Genomic DNA, 14,200 nt, shown 5'->3' with positions numbered 1-14,200 from the left:
GTCACCGGCGCCGATACTGGAACCCCGTTGGTGACGGTTCTTGGCATCGGCAACCCCGTCATGGGCGACGACGGCATTGGTCTCGAACTGCTGAGGCGCCTCGCCCCGGAACTGGAATCTGCAGGCATGAGGCAGACAACTCAGGCCGGAGATTCTGCGCATTTGGTCTGGTCGCCCTCTCATCTCGATGATCCTGCGAACATCGCCGGGCGAGGGGACGAATGGACGGGTGCGGTTGCCTACATCGATGGCGGCACCTGTGGTATGGAGTTGCTGCCCATAGTGCAGGAGGCCAAGAACTTATTGTTGCTCGATGCTCTCGCTGGTCCGGGGGATCCCGGTACCGTCGTCAAGCTCGTCGGTGACCAGATTCCTCGACTATTGGCGGCAAAGCTGTCCGCGCACCAGGTCGGCTTGCTGGATTTGCTCACCGCGGCGCGCCTGTTGGGGCAGGAGCCTGCGCGCGTCGGTGTGGTGGGAGTGGTCTACGAGTCGGCTGACATGGTGGTGGGGCTCAGCGACACGGCACTTGGCGGCATTGAGGAAGCGACTGAGGTTGCGCGCGAGCTCATCGACAGCTGGCTTGCCGATGAGCGCGACAGCGACGTCTAACTCTCGCCCTCAGCGTTGACTTCAATACTGGAGATTTCAAACTCGCGGCCGTGCCGTAGATCCGCAGTTGGTGTGCCGCAGACGGGGCAGGTTAGAGCATAGAATTCATCGATTTCATGCTCGGCCTCGCAGGTGGGGCAGTAGACCGTCGACACAATGAGCTCGGCGTCTAACTCGGCGCCCTCACACTGCGTCGCGGCACTGGCCACGGGCCACGCGGCGATGAGGGAATCGTAGACGACTCCGGAGCGGTCGCCCACACGCATTGACACCTTTGTCACGGTGCGTCCCGGGCAGACCTCGGCAATCTTTTCCACCACGCTGGTCAACAATCCAAGCTCATGCACAGATACCATTATGGCGAAGCACTCAGCGCAAAGGAGGCGCAGGCGGACCATGTCATCCAAATCCGTTCCGGTTACCCAGCACATCCAGCTCGATGAGCTTGTTGACCCATTCGAGGCACGACTGGATGTCTATCGCGATGACAACGGCGCCATCACACAGGTGTCCTTCGACCTTTCAGGGCTACCGCGTATCGACGGGATGCTCGTGGGCAAGCAGGCGCTGGCCGTACCAGATATCACCAAGCGGCTGTGTGGCCTGTGCCCGGTTGTGCATCATCTTGCAGGCGTGCGGGCGGTAGAGGACCTCTACGGGATCTCCGATATTCCTCGAACCGCACAGTTGATTCGAGAGCTGCTGGCGGCCGGGTCGACCTTGGATAATCTAGCGACCAAATTTGTGGCCGTCGACCGCGAGGGGGCACGGGCAATGAAGCGTGCCGGAAAAGCTCTGATGCGTGCAGCGGGAGCACCGTCGCACTTCCCGGATGTCGCCGTCCCCGGCGGTGTGCGCGCGACAGTGGATAAGACGCTGGTTTCTGAGGCAGAAACTGCTCTGGAGGTACTGGCTGAGACGGCGGTAATCAAGGAAGTGGAGCTTCTTCCCACTCCCGATGCTTCTGATGCTTGGACGGATACTTTTGACGGCCTCGATGTGGCAGTTGTCGATGCCGACGGTGAGCTTGCGCCACTGGGAAATTACCTGGCAGTCGCGCGGCATGACACCGATACCGCGGCGGAGATTTTCCCGGCTGCTGATTGGCCCACACGTGTTCGTGAATCCCGTCCGGGCGATGCCGCTCCCAGACCGGTGTTTGATGCCTCGAAGCAGCTGGGCAAGCATGGCTGTGAAGGTCAGCGGGCCGATTTCTACCGGGTGGGGCCGGTCTCCAGGCAGGTTGTCGTCGATAAGCGTGGAATTAGCCCACGCGACGCCCAACGCCAGCTTCTCGCCGACACCGCGGCTCGGGCGAGGCGGGTGCTTGCCGACGGGGAACTGCTCGGCGACCATGTGTGCGATCCGAATGCCGCGACGGCGATTGAGAATGCCGACTTCGAAGGACATCGCAGCGGTGTCGGGATGATTGACGGGCCGCGTGGGCTGTTAGTCCATCGCTATACGGCAGGAGCTGACGGCATCATCACGGATTGTCAGATCATGACGCCAACTGCGCAGAATGAACTCTGGCTGACTCGTATGCTCACCGAGCAGCTGTGCGGTGGCGGGGAGACTGCGGGGGTCGAGAAGTCCATCTGGGCCGCTGATCCGTGCTTACCGTGTAGCTCGGCACCCGCGGGAGTGATGACATTCAAAATGCAGGAACATGCCGGTGCACCTGTGGACAATATGACAACGGATAGCCGTGGTTCAGCGGACGCCCCGACTGTAGAGGAGAGGACGAAGTAACTCGATGTGTCTTGGAATTCCTGCCCGGGTTTTGGCAATCGCCGATGGTCCACTGCCGATGGCGACAGTGGATATGGCGGGGCAGAAGCGGCAATGCTCGGCAATGTACGTGCCTGAGCTGGTGGTAGGTGATTGGGTGTTCGTCCAGAACGGGTTCATCATGAACGTGCTGGACGAACAGGAAGCCAAGGAGTCCTTAGCCGCAATTGAGGAATATAACCTCATCGAACATGTCGCTGAGGTCTCCCCGAAGGGACGGGCCTAGTTCACGCAGGTCACACCGGCGGCGTCGATAGCGGGGCGATCTTCCTGCGGAATTTCCCCGCCCTCCTGGCCGATGATGTCGCCATTGGAACCATCCTCGACTTCAGGTGCGGGTTCGGCACCGTCGCCCGAATCAGGGGCCATTCCCTCTGGAGTCAATCCCGGGCCTTCGTAGTCACCGGCAATTGTCACTGAGATGTGGTGCGGATCGAGGTATGGATCGTGGACAATCGGTACGCCACCGAGTGCCTCAGAGATGGCCTCAGCTGCCGGATCCTCTGGGTCAGCCGCATTGATCTGGCTGGAGGCAACGCCGGCGAACTCAGCGTTGCCGACCTCTCCCTGGGTGTAGCCCTTTTCCGTTAAGAAACCTGAGACGCCGCTGGCCAAACCTTCAATGCCTGTGGCGTTGTAAACGCTGACTGTAGTTTCAGCCGCGTTGGGGTTAGCCTTCTTTTCGTCGCCTTCCTTCGCCGGAGCTTTTTCTTCTTTGGTGCCCAGCAGGGTCTCGAAGTACTGGTGAACCTGGCCCTTATCGATTGTGACCACCGACTCGCCATAGTCACCGACACCGTCAATCGAGGTCACCGGGATAGTTTCAAACTTCACGTTGCCACCACTGAGGCCCTGCATCTGGGTAGCAAATCCGGTGACATCCCAGTTGTCGTCGAGCACCACCGAGCGCTGGACGGCGTTGCCCAGTTCAGACAGCTTCGCGGGATTGGACAGTGTGCCAGCGCCGAGCAGCTTATTGGTGAACGAGGCCATGAAGACCTGTTGGCGAGTAATTCGGTCGAGGTCACCGCGGGGCAGGCCGTGGCGCTGGCGGACGAATGAGAGCGCGTCGGCACCCTTCAACGTCTGTGAGCCCGCCGGGAAGTCCGCACCAGAGAACTCGTCGTAGACAGCGTCATTCAGACATACATCGACACCGCCGATGGCGTCGGTGAGCAGGACGAAGCCGAGCAGGCCGACTTCTGCGTAGTGGTCAACGGTGATACCGCTGAGGTCGCTAATGGTTTCAATCAGAGCTCTACGTCCGGCCTCGGTCGAGCGACGCTCAATGTCTTCCGGCGAGGCCCCGCTTCCTGCGAGTTCCTCTTCCACCATCTGCTTTGTGTTGCCGTAGACACCATTAATCTTTGTGTTGCCTAGGCGATTGGTGTGGACATAGGTATCGCGCGGAATGGAAATTGCCGTCGCTGAAGAGCCATCGGCAGGAACACGAATCACAATAATCGTGTCTGTATTCGTGGCTTCTTCGTCGCCGGCACGCAGAAGCTCAACTTCTTCCGGAGTCAGCGGGTTGCCCTGGGCATCGGTGCGGGAGTCTGAGCCGACGAGCAGAATATCGGTTGCGCCGTCCTTCTCACTGCCCAGGCCGAAGTCGCCACCCGAACCCAAGTTGTCGGTGGTCCTACCGAGTGTCCACCAGCCAACTGCGGAAATAACCAGGATAATGGCCGAGAGCAGCACAAGCGCATTGCGCAGCATCGGCGGCCAAGCTTGGGCGGTACTCTCTGCAGAGGACGGTGGCGCTTGAATATCGCGTGCGTGACGCGCGCGTGGCGTGTGGCTGCTCAAACCGGGGCTCCTCTTAAACCGTTTTCGAAAATATAATTTGTGCTGCATGTCTGCGTGGGCATTCCACACATCGTGGAGGGCAGTAAGCAGCTGCGGAAACTACATAAACCTTAGCCGTCCAACCGTGTGCGGTTGCACCTCAACACAGTGTCAATCCGTATCCGGTTGCACCTCAACACAGTGTCAATCGTATCTACGATAGTGATAAAGAAGAATATGTCTGAAATATCAGTCTCGCATTTCGCCACTCATGGACCAACCCACAGCAACTCGCGGCGTCCCATTATTGCCATAACTGGTGCGGCTGGACAGCTGGGTACTGCGCTTCAGCGTGATTCTTTCGCCGCCGATGTTGAGGTGCGCCCTCTCACTCGGGCGCAGTTGGATATCACTGATTCGGATGCTGTGGAGGCATCGCCTCTGCTTGACGACGTCGACATCATCATTAACGCGGCAGCGGCGACCGATGTCGATGGTGCAGAATCCGATCCCGGTTCGGCACACCTAATCAATGCACTCGGACCGAAGTACTTGGCGGCTCGGGCGAAAAAGGAAGACGCGTATCTCATTCATATCTCCACCGACTATGTCTTCGGTGATGTAGCAATCGATGAGATGACGGGGCAGCGCCGAGCGCTGCGAGTTGATGATTTCACCGCGCCTCAGACTATGTACGGACGTACCAAGTTAGTGGGGGAGAACAATGTGCGTGATTCGGGCGCGCGTTCCGCTATTTTGCGTACGGCGTGGGTCTGGTCGGGGCCCACACAGCCAGAGGCCAAGGACTTCGTCTCCACGATGATGCGTCTGGCGGAGACGGCGACTGATGACAAGGGCAACCCGGCAATTATTAAGGTCGTTGACGATCAGCACGGCAACCCCACCTTTGTTGGTGATCTCGCCGGAGCTATCTGGGAGTTGTGCGATCGCGTGTTGTCCGAACCGAGCAGCGCACCGACCGGCACCTTCCATGTCACGGGCAGCGGTGAATCAACATGGTTCGAGGTGGCTCGCGAAGTGTTTCGGCTCACCGGTCACGATCCACAGCGTGTGGTGGCGTGTACCAGCAGTGAGTTCCCTCGTCCGGCCCCGCGTCCGGCCTGGTCCGTGTTGGATGGTTCCGCATGGAGTGAGGTAGGTCTACATTCGCTTCCGGAGTGGCAGGACACTTTGCGTGCAGTCCTGACCTAGGGTCTAGGTTTGTGAATGCAACCTCGAATTCCCCGCAACCCTCGCAGCTTCCGCTCGGTGTGGTCACCGTGACCTTTTCGCCCGGTGAGCACCTGAGCAAGCTGGTGGATTCGCTGGGCCCCGCCGCCAGTGCCTCCACGCGTCTGATCATGGCCGACAACGGCTCGACGGATGGTTCCGTGGAGAAGGAAGAAGTTCGGGCCAAGGAGACCGGAGCGGATGTTCAGCTTCTGCGCACCGGCGGCAACATTGGCTATGGTGCGGCCGCCAACCGTGGCATTGCGGAGCTGGGACGGGCTCGCCGTGCCGGTGAGATTAATCCTGATTACGTCATGCTGGTCAACCCTGACGTGGTGTTTGCCCCTGGCGCAATCGATGTTCTGTTGGAATGCGCGCAGCGCAATCCCAAAGCCGGAGCGATTGGTCCGCTGATTCGCGAGGCGGATGGCAGCGTGTACCCGTCGGCACGCGCGGTTCCTGAGCTTGTCAGCGGTATCGGACACGCGCTGCTTGCCGATATCTGGCCTACTAACCCTTTCTCACGGCGCTACCGGGATGACGCGGATATGGATCGCGAGCGACCGGCCGGCTGGTTGTCGGGCGCATGCCTGCTGCTGCGATGGGATGCGTTCGACCAGATTGATGGCTTTGATACCCGCTACTTCATGTACATGGAGGACGTGGATTTGGGCGACCGACTGGGCAAGGCTGGTTGGAGCAATATTTTCTGTCCCCGTGCAGAGATTCGTCACGCGCAGGGGCATTCTGCCAGTAAGCACCCAGAAATTACCGTAAAGGCCCATCACGAGTCGGCCTACCGCTTTATGTCAGATCGCCTGCCGGGGCAGGCGCTGGCACCTGTGCGACTGGCATTGCGTTTGGGGCTGTTCCTGCGTGGCAAAGTCATAATCGCGGTCAAAAAGCGTAGGAATTAATTAACTGTTGGAATGATCCATCGAAGAAAGTTACCGATTTCATGACTACCGAAGTTCGTCCGAGTGCTGGGCATGGCTCCGCTTTCCAGCCGGGAGCGGATGCTGCACAGCAGGCGGGGGCCACGTTGGCTGAACAGACTGACGCTGTCATTCTGGTCGGCGGGCAAGGTACGCGTTTGCGTCCCCTTACTGTGAATACGCCGAAGCCGATGCTGCCCACAGCAGGACATCCATTCCTGGAGCATCTGCTTGGCCGCATTCGTGCAGCAGGTATGAAGCACGTGGTATTGGGCACCTCCTACCGAGCTGAAGTATTTGAAGAACACTTCGGCGACGGTTCGGATTTGGGTCTCGAAATTGAATACGTCTTTGAGGCTGAGCCGCTGGGTACCGGTGGCGGTATCCGAAACGTCCTAGACAAGCTGCGCTATGACACCGCGATGATTTTCAACGGCGATGTCCTCGGCGGTACTGACTTGCGCGCGGTGTTGGGTACTCACGCGGAGAAGGATGCGGACGTCACGATGCACCTCGTGCGTGTGCCGGATCCACGCGCGTTCGGCTGTGTTCCGACCGATGAGGATGGGCGCGTCCTGGAGTTCCTGGAGAAGACCCAGGATCCGCCAACCGATCAGATTAATGCCGGTATCTACGTGTTCCGCCGCGAGATTATCGAATCGATTCCGGCTGGTCGTCCTATTAGCGTTGAGCGTGAAATCTTCCCAGCACTGCTCGACCGCGGTATGAACGTCTACGGTCACGTTGATTACGCCTACTGGCGTGACATGGGGACTCCGGGCGACTTCGTCCGCGGCTCCTCCGATTTGGTCCGCGGTATCGCGCCGTCACCACTACTAGAGGGTAAGCACGGCGAAGCGCTTGTCGACGAATCTGCGTCGGTCGGTGGCGGCGCTCTTCTCTACGGTGGCTCTGTCGTCGGCCGTGGGGCGGAGATTGGTGCGGGAGCTCGGATTGATCAATCAGTGATCTTCGACGGCGCACGCATCGGTGCCGGTGCTGTGATTGAGCGCTCTGTGATTGCCGATGGCGCCGATATTGGTCCGCGGACGGTCATCAGTGATGCCATTATCGGCGAGGGTGCCGTCGTTGGTGCGCGCTGTGAATTGATCAACGGTATCCGCGTTTGGCCGGGCGTCCAGATCCCCGATCACGGAGTACGTTTTTCGACGGATGTCTAGTCTGCAGCCTTCGGCGTGTCAGACTTTTGTCGGCAATATCTGATTAGAATTGCCGAAGTGTCGCCAAAGTTGCTGGTGAGAGGCATGTGGCGAATGTGGTTGAGTTCAGGTGACAGGTTTAGGGTTTAGGCACCATCCTTCAACCTGAACTTAATCCCCAACGCGGGGGGAGGGGCTTCAGGGGCAATGAAAAGTATTGGGGCAAATTCTCTCTTCGGCTTGACCGATGGTGGGTTACACGTGTGTAATCACAAATGTGTGTTTCGCACACTAAGCCCAATTTAAAGACCCGCAGCAACAACCATCAGGAGGCCCTCGGCATGGAAAAGTCCAGCATGTTTGATGGCGGCTCTGCTGTGGATAGTGAGACGAATGCGGGTGACATCGCTGTGAACGATAGCTCCTCTGAAAACCAGCCTCGGCCGTTGACAGAGTGGGCAGATGACCTTTCGGGGTTGTTTGAAGCCGTCGATCAGGACTGGCAGGAGCAGGCTCTGTGTGCCCAGACTGATCCAGAAGCTTTCTTCCCTGAGAAGGGTGGATCCACTCGCGAAGCAAAGCGTATTTGTCGTGCTTGTGGTGTGCGAGATGAATGCCTGGAGTTTGCTCTCGAGCATGATGAGCGCTTCGGTATTTGGGGTGGCCTCTCTGAGCGTGAGCGTCGCCGTTTGAAGCGGCAGATTGGCTAGAACCGCGCGGCTAGTTTTCGTGTGCGCGCAATGCCACAGTCTCCCTTGGGGTAAACCCCTGAGGGATTTTTCGTTGAACGAGTTTTTCTCTGCTCTCTAGGGAGCTCCTTAGAAGAAAGCTTTCTACAGGAAGTTCTCGTCGAAACTAGGGTCCACCTCAGCCGGATCAATGCCCAGATATACCGCCACCAGGCGGGTCAGTACATATTGCAGCATCTGGTCCAGTTCCACTCGGCCCGACACACGGCGCTCAATGGGGCGGCGGAACACTACTACGCAGGGGCGGGTGGGGTTGCCTACGCGGTCAATACCAGCAGGGATAAGCCGTCCCAGTGGTACGGGCCCGTCAGCGACAACCTCTTCCGGGAAGTACATGTCCGGGCGCAACTGCATGCGAGGAATCGTATCGATGGCGATGTCCAGGTGTGACAGTTGTCGGGACCAGCGCTGATCCAATGGGGCATAGGCGTCAATAACCGCCTGGTCAAAAGCTTCTGAACGGCTCTTCCAACGAGGTACTTCCGGCGGCAACAGAGGTCCCCGAGGTCCGCGACCGCGTCGCAGTGAGCGTCGCAATGAGCGCGGAGTATAAGCCGATGAATTCATATTAGTTGAGCATAATCGGTCGGCTTGTCAACGTGGGTGAGGCCAGTTTCCGGCCATGTCGCAGGTTTACTGGGTAAGGCTGGGTTGCTCCGGGGGAGCGTCGGAAAGCGAAAAACGCCCGGAGTGGGAGAAAAACTATCGAAACTTAAAGTTAGGGTCTAGACTTTGATGCCGTGAGTGTTTTTAGACGTTGTTGCCGGCCCGGCTGTGGCAAACCTGCCGTAGCTACGTTGACGTATGCCTACGCGGAGTCGACGGCTGTGGTGGGGCCGCTCGCCGCCGCGTCCGAACCGCATAGCTGGGATCTCTGTGAGAAGCACGCGCGTTCCATCACCGCACCGCTGGGTTGGGAGCTCGTGCGTTACGACGTGCCGACGCCCGCCCAGGACGATGATGATTTGACCGCATTGGCGGAAGCCGTCCGTGAAGCTGGCCGCAATGCGACTGGCCTGGTGCTGCGGGATGAGGTCGACAACCGTCCTCAGACCTACAAGATTGATTCCAGCCGTCACCCGTCGACGCGGAAATCCGCGCGCGGTCACCTGCATGTAGTTCGCGATCCGGAGGATTCGGACGACTAACGGGTCGGGCGCCGTGCCCCAGCTCATGCCATCTTGCCGCGGCATTTCTTTGTGAGAGCCTCTCTGTGGCTAGTATCATTTTTCACAAAACTGATACTTACCCAGAGAGGTTTTTCGTGGGCACTTACAATCGTTCCGATTTGGATGCCGTCATCAAGGCCTATGACGTGCGCGGTGTTGTCGGTGAGGGCATCGACGCGGACCTTGTCGGAGCCATCGGCGCCGCCTTTGGACACATCATGCGTTCAGAGGGCGCAACGCGTGCCGTAGTTGGCCACGATATGCGTGAGTCCTCGCCGGAGTTGGCGGCTAGTTTCGCCGATGGCGCCGCAGCGCAGGGGCTCAATGTCACCCTGCTTGGCCTGACCTCTACGGACGAGCTGTATTTCGCCTCCGGAGTAAGGGAATGCCCGGGCGCGATGTTCACTGCCAGCCACAACCCAGCTGAATACAACGGCATCAAGATGTGCCGTTCGCTGGCCCGCCCAATCGGGCAGGAGACAGGGCTTGCTCAGATTAAGGATCTGCTTGTCGACGGAATCCCGGAGTACACCGGCACTCCGGGCGAAATTGATCGTGAGGATGTTCTGCAGGATTACGCGGCGTTCCTCCATGGGCTGGTCGACATCCGCTCCGGCCGTCGCCTGAAGGTCGCAGTCGATGCCGGTAACGGTATGGGAGGACTGACAGTCCCGGCAGTGCTCGGAGAAGACATGGATGTTGCTGACCTCTACTTTGAGCTCGACGGCAACTTCCCGAATCACGAGGCCAATCCATTAGAGCCCGCCAACCTCGTTGACCTACAGAAGTTTACGGTGGAGCAGGGCGCAGACATCGGTATTGCCTTCGACGGCGACGCTGACCGCTGCTTCGTCGTCGACGAGAAGGGCAACCCGGTCAGCCCATCGGCCATCTGTGCGTTGGTGGCCACCCGCTACCTGGAGCAGAACCCGGGCGCGGCTATCATCCATAACCTAATCACCTCGCACGTCGTGCCGGAGATGATTGTGGAAAACGGCGGAACCCCGGTTCGTACCCGTGTTGGGCACTCCTTTATTAAGGCGCAAATGGCCGAGCACAGTGCTGTTTTTGGTGGCGAGCATTCGGCGCACTACTACTTCAAGGAATTCTTCAACGCTGACTCCGGCATGCTGGCTGCCATGCATGTCCTGGCCGCACTGGCAGAGCAGGATAAGCCACTGAGCGAATTCATGGCCGAGTACAACCGCTACGAGGCCTCCGGTGAGATTAATTCCCGCCTGGGCAGCGCAGAGGAGCAGCAGGCCAAGCAGAAGGAAATCGAGGCTGTGTTTGCCGATCGCACAGAGTCCTCGGACTGGATGGATGGTCTGACCATTGAGCTGGCGGACTCCAAGGCGTGGTTCAACGTCCGGGCCTCCAATACGGAGCCGCTGTTGCGTCTGAACGTCGAGGCGCCGACGCGTGCTGAGGTCGACGCTCTTGTCGACGAAGTTCTCGGCATCATCCGCGGTTAATCAACCCCACGCACCCGTTTTCAGGCATGCTTGGGAGTATGACCTCGTCATTTAACTCCTCCCATAACCCGCGCCAAGAGGCCCTGTTCTACCGTATGGCCACTGCCGGTGCAGGTCTTAGAGCTGCTGCCTCCGCGACTCGCGGGGGAGCGTTTGCTCAACTTCCACTGCCGCGCAGTGCGGTCATCCTCGTGGGAAATCGTCGGGCGCAGCTCGCCGCCGAATCCGTGCGCGCGCTTGCCGACGACATCCGCTGCCCGGTGGTAATTGCGCATCGGTTGCCCAGTTATGTCGGTGCCCTCGACCTGGTCATCGTCTGTGACGACAACCCCGGCAGCCCACTGGGGGCAGCTCTGGCTGAAGCTGATAGGCGAGGTGCTGCCACGGTCGTGGTGGATCCCGGTGAAGGGCCACTGCGTGCCGCCGGTAGCCCCGATACGGTTGTGGTTCCGCGCCCGGCGATGGCGGAGTCCGCGTCCTTTACCGCCTATGTCGGTGCCATCGCCAGCGCGCTCACCGAATGTGGTGCCACCACCCTGGCTCCGGCCGGGGTAGTGGAGGAAGTCGCTGATGCGGTGGACGCCGATATTGCCGCCTGTGCTCCGCAGCGAGATGAAACAGTTAACCCCGCGCGGCAAGTAGCGCAGTGGGTGGCAGGCCGCAGAATGCTTGCAGTGTCGACGACCTCGGCGCTGGCACCGGTAGCGGAACTGGCATCGTTACAGATGCTTGAGGCGGGCGTGGTCTCGGCAGCGTCGTCGATAGGCGAATTGTCTCTTAGCGTGGGCGCGTTGCTCGCTGCAGAACCCCAGGAAAGCCGCGATATTTTCTATGACCCGTTCATTGATGGTGGGGATGAAGGGGCGACAGTGCTACCGTTGGGGGCGATTGTTTTAGCTGCGCCGAACAATGTGGGCCACTACCGGGACCACTACGGCGAGGTTGGATGGGCTCGTGTGGAGTGCCCTGCGCTCGATGCGGAGACTCATCATCCATTGGTTGAAGTATGTGTTGCTGCAGCCAGAGTTGGTGCGATTGCGGCGTTTTCTGCGTAATCGCCGGGTGTCACCGAAGGCTTTTGGGCCTTCGGTGAGATTGGCGTGCTTGCGCCAGAAGTGACTATTAGAGGAGTGATACGGGCATGGAGCTGTTGGACCCCGTGCTGCAGTCGTACCCCTGGGGGTCTCGTACACATTTGGCGAGAATCACCGGTGCGGACGCTCCCACATCGAAGCCCTGGGCGGAACTGTGGTTTGGTGCGCATGCACTGGCATCGGCCACGGTGGCCGGCACGCCGCTGGATGAGCTCATTGCGCAGGATCCGGCAGCTGCGCTCGGATATGCAATTGACACCGACAACGGCAGGCTGCCGTTCCTGTTGAAGCTGCTCGCAGCCGATGAGCCGCTATCGCTGCAGGCACACCCCACCTTGGCAGAAGCTCAGGAGGGATTTGCACGCGAAAATGCAGAGGGCATTCCGGCTACTGCACATTTCCGCAATTACCGGGACAACAACCACAAGCCAGAACTTATTGTCGCCCTGACTACCTTCGACGCGTTGGCCGGATTCCGCCCGGTGGAGCGCACGAAGGAGTTGCTCGCGACGCTGGCGGTACCGGAGCTCGACCACTACATGGGACTGCTCGATGCCGCCGATGACGAGAGTGCTCTGCGGGCATTGTTTACAACGTGGTTGACGTTGCCCCAGGATGTTCTCGATGAGCTGGTCGAGGCCGTGGCTGCCAAGTGCGCGGATTACAGTGGCGATGACGAGGAGTTCTCGCGAGTGGCCGAGACCACTTGCGAACTGGCTCGAAAGTATCCGGGGGACCCGGGAGTCCTGGGGTCGATGCTGCTTAATCGCCTTCGCTTACAGCCGGGCGAAGCCATCTACCTTGGTGCGGGACAGCTGCATGCTTACCTCAATGGCATGGGCGTGGAAATCATGGCCAACTCCGACAACGTGCTGCGCGGAGGCCTGACCTCTAAGCACGTTGATGTCGTGGAGCTACTACGTGTCCTCTCTTTCCGCCCGCTGCCAGATCCGGTGCTGCAGTCGCGGCTGACCGATGATGGCTGGAATGACTATGACGCGCCGGTGCGCGAGTTCCGCCTTCGTTCGCGGGACCTAGAGCCGGGCGAACATGTTCTGCTCGACGAAGAATCCGCCACGGTTGTGTTGTCTACAGCGGGCACGGTGGCGTTGCGTCACGACGACTCCGTGGTTGAGGTTCCCAGCGGCCATGCGGCCTGGGTTCCGGCTGTCGACGCAGTCGATATTGAGCTGACTGCGCGCCAAGACGGGGCAACCGTCTTTGTCGCGACAGTCCCGCGGGTGGGTTAGTCCTCGTCGTTATCGAAGAGATTTCCCAGGAATCCGGAGTCCTTGGGCTTTTCCGGGATTGGGGGAATCTTGCTATTGCTAGCCCCATTGCCGCCAGTGGTGTCCTTCTCCTGCGAAGAGGTCTGGCTCTTCGGAGGTGTCGGCTCCTTCGGGGACGTCGGCTCCTTCGAAGGAGTTTTCTGAGGAGTCTCGGACGGAGTTGTGGTTTGCGTACCCGACTGGGACTGCGCCTGCGATGAAGGCGGCTTCGGCTCCGCTGCTGCACCACCGTCGCCTTCCGGAAGGCTGTCGTTCGGCTTTTCCGAGTTATCTTCCGGTAGCAGTGGCACCGGCTTGCTGGGCGTCGGCGAAGATACATCGTCAGAGGTGGGCTCTGTGGTCTCCGTGGTCGTCGGAGGTGTCGATGTCGTCGACGTCGGAGTTGTCGCACTTGAGCTTGTGGAAGTCGGGGGGATGTACGCCTGCGGTGGCAGGTACGGATCCTCAGCGATCTCGGTGCTCGATGACGTGGTCGGACGAGGTACTAGACTGTCGTTCGTCTCAGTCAGCGAGGAATCTGAATTCGGTTCAGTGGTCTGCCGCAGCTCGGCATCACTAGGAACTGGAGGCAGTGGAGCAGAGGTCTCCATTTTCGACTGAGAGCCGGCGTTTTCCGGATTCGCCCCCTTGGCGGCACTGCTATCGGAGCAGCCTACGAGCGTAGCGCTCAGGGGAAGGGCTGCGAGCAGAAGAGCTCCAAAAGCCTTCTTCACCATGGTAGGTACTCCTTTCGTGTCATGCATGAGGTCGCCCTGTAACGAAAAAGATAACAGTTGCATTACGAGGTCTGGGAACTAACTTAACATGCCCGTTATCTTCTCTCTAGGGTGAAAATTGTGTTGAAGGGATTAAATATGTCTCTCGAACTGTAAAAGCGACGAAAAGTCGGGTAGAACTTCGGTAAGGCC

General features: G+C 59.4%; 15 protein-coding genes. 11 read left to right on the top strand and 4 right to left on the bottom strand.

The window, feature by feature from the left end; translation table 11 throughout:
* Nucleotides 1-27 precede the first annotated feature (27 nt).
* On the top strand, nucleotides 28-612 hold the full coding sequence (locus HMPREF2708_RS00190; RefSeq protein WP_070831407.1) for a hydrogenase maturation protease: 585 nt from the start codon (nucleotides 28-30) through the stop codon (nucleotides 610-612).
* On the opposite strand, the gene HMPREF2708_RS00185 is transcribed toward HMPREF2708_RS00190, so the two are convergent.
* On the bottom strand, nucleotides 609-968 hold the full coding sequence (locus tag HMPREF2708_RS00185; protein WP_187271236.1) for a hydrogenase maturation nickel metallochaperone HypA/HybF: 360 nt from the start codon (nucleotides 966-968) through the stop codon (nucleotides 609-611). The two genes, HMPREF2708_RS00190 and HMPREF2708_RS00185, sit on opposite strands and share 4 nt — an antisense overlap.
* A 40-nt stretch (nucleotides 969-1,008) precedes the next feature.
* Here HMPREF2708_RS00185 and HMPREF2708_RS00180 point away from each other — a divergent pair, with 40 nt between their 5' ends.
* Nucleotides 1,009-2,364, top strand: a complete 1,356-nt coding sequence (locus HMPREF2708_RS00180; protein WP_070830887.1) for a nickel-dependent hydrogenase large subunit — start codon at nucleotides 1,009-1,011, stop codon at nucleotides 2,362-2,364.
* 4 nt (nucleotides 2,365-2,368) lie between these two features.
* Nucleotides 2,369-2,629 (top strand): HypC/HybG/HupF family hydrogenase formation chaperone, encoded by a 261-nt coding sequence (locus HMPREF2708_RS00175; RefSeq protein ID WP_070830884.1) that lies wholly within the window; start codon nucleotides 2,369-2,371, stop codon nucleotides 2,627-2,629.
* Here the strand turns inward: HMPREF2708_RS00175 and HMPREF2708_RS00170 are convergent.
* Nucleotides 2,626-4,260, bottom strand: coding sequence for an LCP family protein (locus HMPREF2708_RS00170; RefSeq protein ID WP_371326285.1), 1,635 nt, complete (start codon nucleotides 4,258-4,260; stop codon nucleotides 2,626-2,628). The genes HMPREF2708_RS00175 and HMPREF2708_RS00170 overlap by 4 nt on opposite strands.
* Nucleotides 4,261-4,428: 168 nt before the next feature.
* Between HMPREF2708_RS00170 and rfbD the strand changes: the two genes are divergently transcribed.
* The 4 genes from rfbD (at nucleotide 4,429) to HMPREF2708_RS00150 (ending at nucleotide 8,226) form a co-directional block, all read left to right on the top strand.
* Entirely contained in the window at nucleotides 4,429-5,403 is a 975-nt protein-coding gene (rfbD, locus tag HMPREF2708_RS00165) for a dTDP-4-dehydrorhamnose reductase (RefSeq protein WP_070830877.1), read from the top strand.
* Nucleotides 5,404-5,414: 11 nt separating this feature from the next.
* Nucleotides 5,415-6,338 carry a glycosyltransferase family 2 protein gene (locus HMPREF2708_RS00160; protein ID WP_070830873.1) on the top strand — a complete coding sequence of 308 codons (924 nt, stop codon included), beginning with the start codon at nucleotides 5,415-5,417 and terminating at the stop codon, nucleotides 6,336-6,338.
* Between the two features lie 41 nt (nucleotides 6,339-6,379).
* Nucleotides 6,380-7,537: a mannose-1-phosphate guanylyltransferase gene (locus tag HMPREF2708_RS00155; protein ID WP_048731655.1), complete on the top strand. Its 1,158-nt coding sequence runs from the start codon at nucleotides 6,380-6,382 to the stop codon at nucleotides 7,535-7,537.
* A gap of 320 nt (nucleotides 7,538-7,857) precedes the next feature.
* Nucleotides 7,858-8,226, top strand: coding sequence for a WhiB family transcriptional regulator (locus HMPREF2708_RS00150; protein ID WP_005510060.1), 369 nt, complete (start codon nucleotides 7,858-7,860; stop codon nucleotides 8,224-8,226).
* A 123-nt stretch (nucleotides 8,227-8,349) separates the two neighbouring features.
* On the opposite strand, the gene HMPREF2708_RS00145 is transcribed toward HMPREF2708_RS00150, so the two are convergent.
* Nucleotides 8,350-8,832 (bottom strand): metallopeptidase family protein, encoded by a 483-nt coding sequence (locus HMPREF2708_RS00145; RefSeq protein ID WP_070830870.1) that lies wholly within the window; start codon nucleotides 8,830-8,832, stop codon nucleotides 8,350-8,352.
* A 173-nt stretch (nucleotides 8,833-9,005) separates the two neighbouring features.
* Here HMPREF2708_RS00145 and HMPREF2708_RS00140 point away from each other — a divergent pair, with 173 nt between their 5' ends.
* From HMPREF2708_RS00140 to manA, 4 genes are all read left to right on the top strand, one after another.
* Nucleotides 9,006-9,413, top strand: coding sequence for a DUF3499 domain-containing protein (locus tag HMPREF2708_RS00140; RefSeq protein WP_005509890.1), 408 nt, complete (start codon nucleotides 9,006-9,008; stop codon nucleotides 9,411-9,413).
* Between the two features lie 116 nt (nucleotides 9,414-9,529).
* Entirely contained in the window at nucleotides 9,530-10,909 is a 1,380-nt protein-coding gene (locus HMPREF2708_RS00135; RefSeq protein WP_083321815.1) for a phosphomannomutase/phosphoglucomutase, read from the top strand.
* 38 nt (nucleotides 10,910-10,947) lie between these two features.
* Nucleotides 10,948-11,964, top strand: coding sequence for a hypothetical protein (locus HMPREF2708_RS00130; RefSeq protein WP_070830867.1), 1,017 nt, complete (start codon nucleotides 10,948-10,950; stop codon nucleotides 11,962-11,964).
* An 86-nt stretch (nucleotides 11,965-12,050) separates the two neighbouring features.
* Entirely contained in the window at nucleotides 12,051-13,253 is a 1,203-nt protein-coding gene (gene manA / locus HMPREF2708_RS00125; RefSeq protein WP_049172794.1) for a mannose-6-phosphate isomerase, class I, read from the top strand.
* Here the strand turns inward: manA and HMPREF2708_RS00120 are convergent.
* Complete coding sequence (locus HMPREF2708_RS00120; protein WP_070830864.1) at nucleotides 13,250-14,008, bottom strand: hypothetical protein; 759 nt, start codon at nucleotides 14,006-14,008, stop codon at nucleotides 13,250-13,252. The genes manA and HMPREF2708_RS00120 overlap by 4 nt on opposite strands.
* Nucleotides 14,009-14,200: the final 192 nt, after the last annotated feature.

It is taken from the genome of Corynebacterium sp. HMSC073H12, assembly GCF_001837775.1.
Classification (GTDB): Bacteria; Actinomycetota; Actinomycetes; order Mycobacteriales; family Mycobacteriaceae; genus Corynebacterium; species Corynebacterium amycolatum.
The sequence above is the reverse complement of the archived record's forward strand: the minus strand, read 5'-3'. Positions and strand labels throughout refer to the sequence as shown.

Excerpts from the sequence above, each read along its gene's own strand:
- manA (WP_049172794.1), top strand. The coding sequence starts at position 12,051 with ATGGAGCTGTTGGACCCCGTGCTGCAGTCGTACCCCTGGGGGTCTCGT.
- HMPREF2708_RS00180 (WP_070830887.1), top strand. The coding sequence starts at position 1,009 with ATGTCATCCAAATCCGTTCCGGTTACCCAGCACATCCAGCTCGATGAG.
- HMPREF2708_RS00185 (WP_187271236.1), bottom strand. The coding sequence starts at position 968 with ATGGTATCTGTGCATGAGCTTGGATTGTTGACCAGCGTGGTGGAAAAG.
- HMPREF2708_RS00120 (WP_070830864.1), bottom strand. The coding sequence starts at position 14,008 with ATGGTGAAGAAGGCTTTTGGAGCTCTTCTGCTCGCAGCCCTTCCCCTG.
- HMPREF2708_RS00130 (WP_070830867.1), top strand. The coding sequence starts at position 10,948 with ATGACCTCGTCATTTAACTCCTCCCATAACCCGCGCCAAGAGGCCCTG.
- rfbD (WP_070830877.1), top strand. The coding sequence starts at position 4,429 with ATGTCTGAAATATCAGTCTCGCATTTCGCCACTCATGGACCAACCCAC.
- HMPREF2708_RS00170 (WP_371326285.1), bottom strand. The coding sequence starts at position 4,260 with ATGCAGCACAAATTATATTTTCGAAAACGGTTTAAGAGGAGCCCCGGT.
- HMPREF2708_RS00155 (WP_048731655.1), top strand. The coding sequence starts at position 6,380 with ATGACTACCGAAGTTCGTCCGAGTGCTGGGCATGGCTCCGCTTTCCAG.
- HMPREF2708_RS00145 (WP_070830870.1), bottom strand. The coding sequence starts at position 8,832 with ATGAATTCATCGGCTTATACTCCGCGCTCATTGCGACGCTCACTGCGA.
- HMPREF2708_RS00150 (WP_005510060.1), top strand. The coding sequence starts at position 7,858 with ATGGAAAAGTCCAGCATGTTTGATGGCGGCTCTGCTGTGGATAGTGAG.
- HMPREF2708_RS00175 (WP_070830884.1), top strand. The coding sequence starts at position 2,369 with ATGTGTCTTGGAATTCCTGCCCGGGTTTTGGCAATCGCCGATGGTCCA.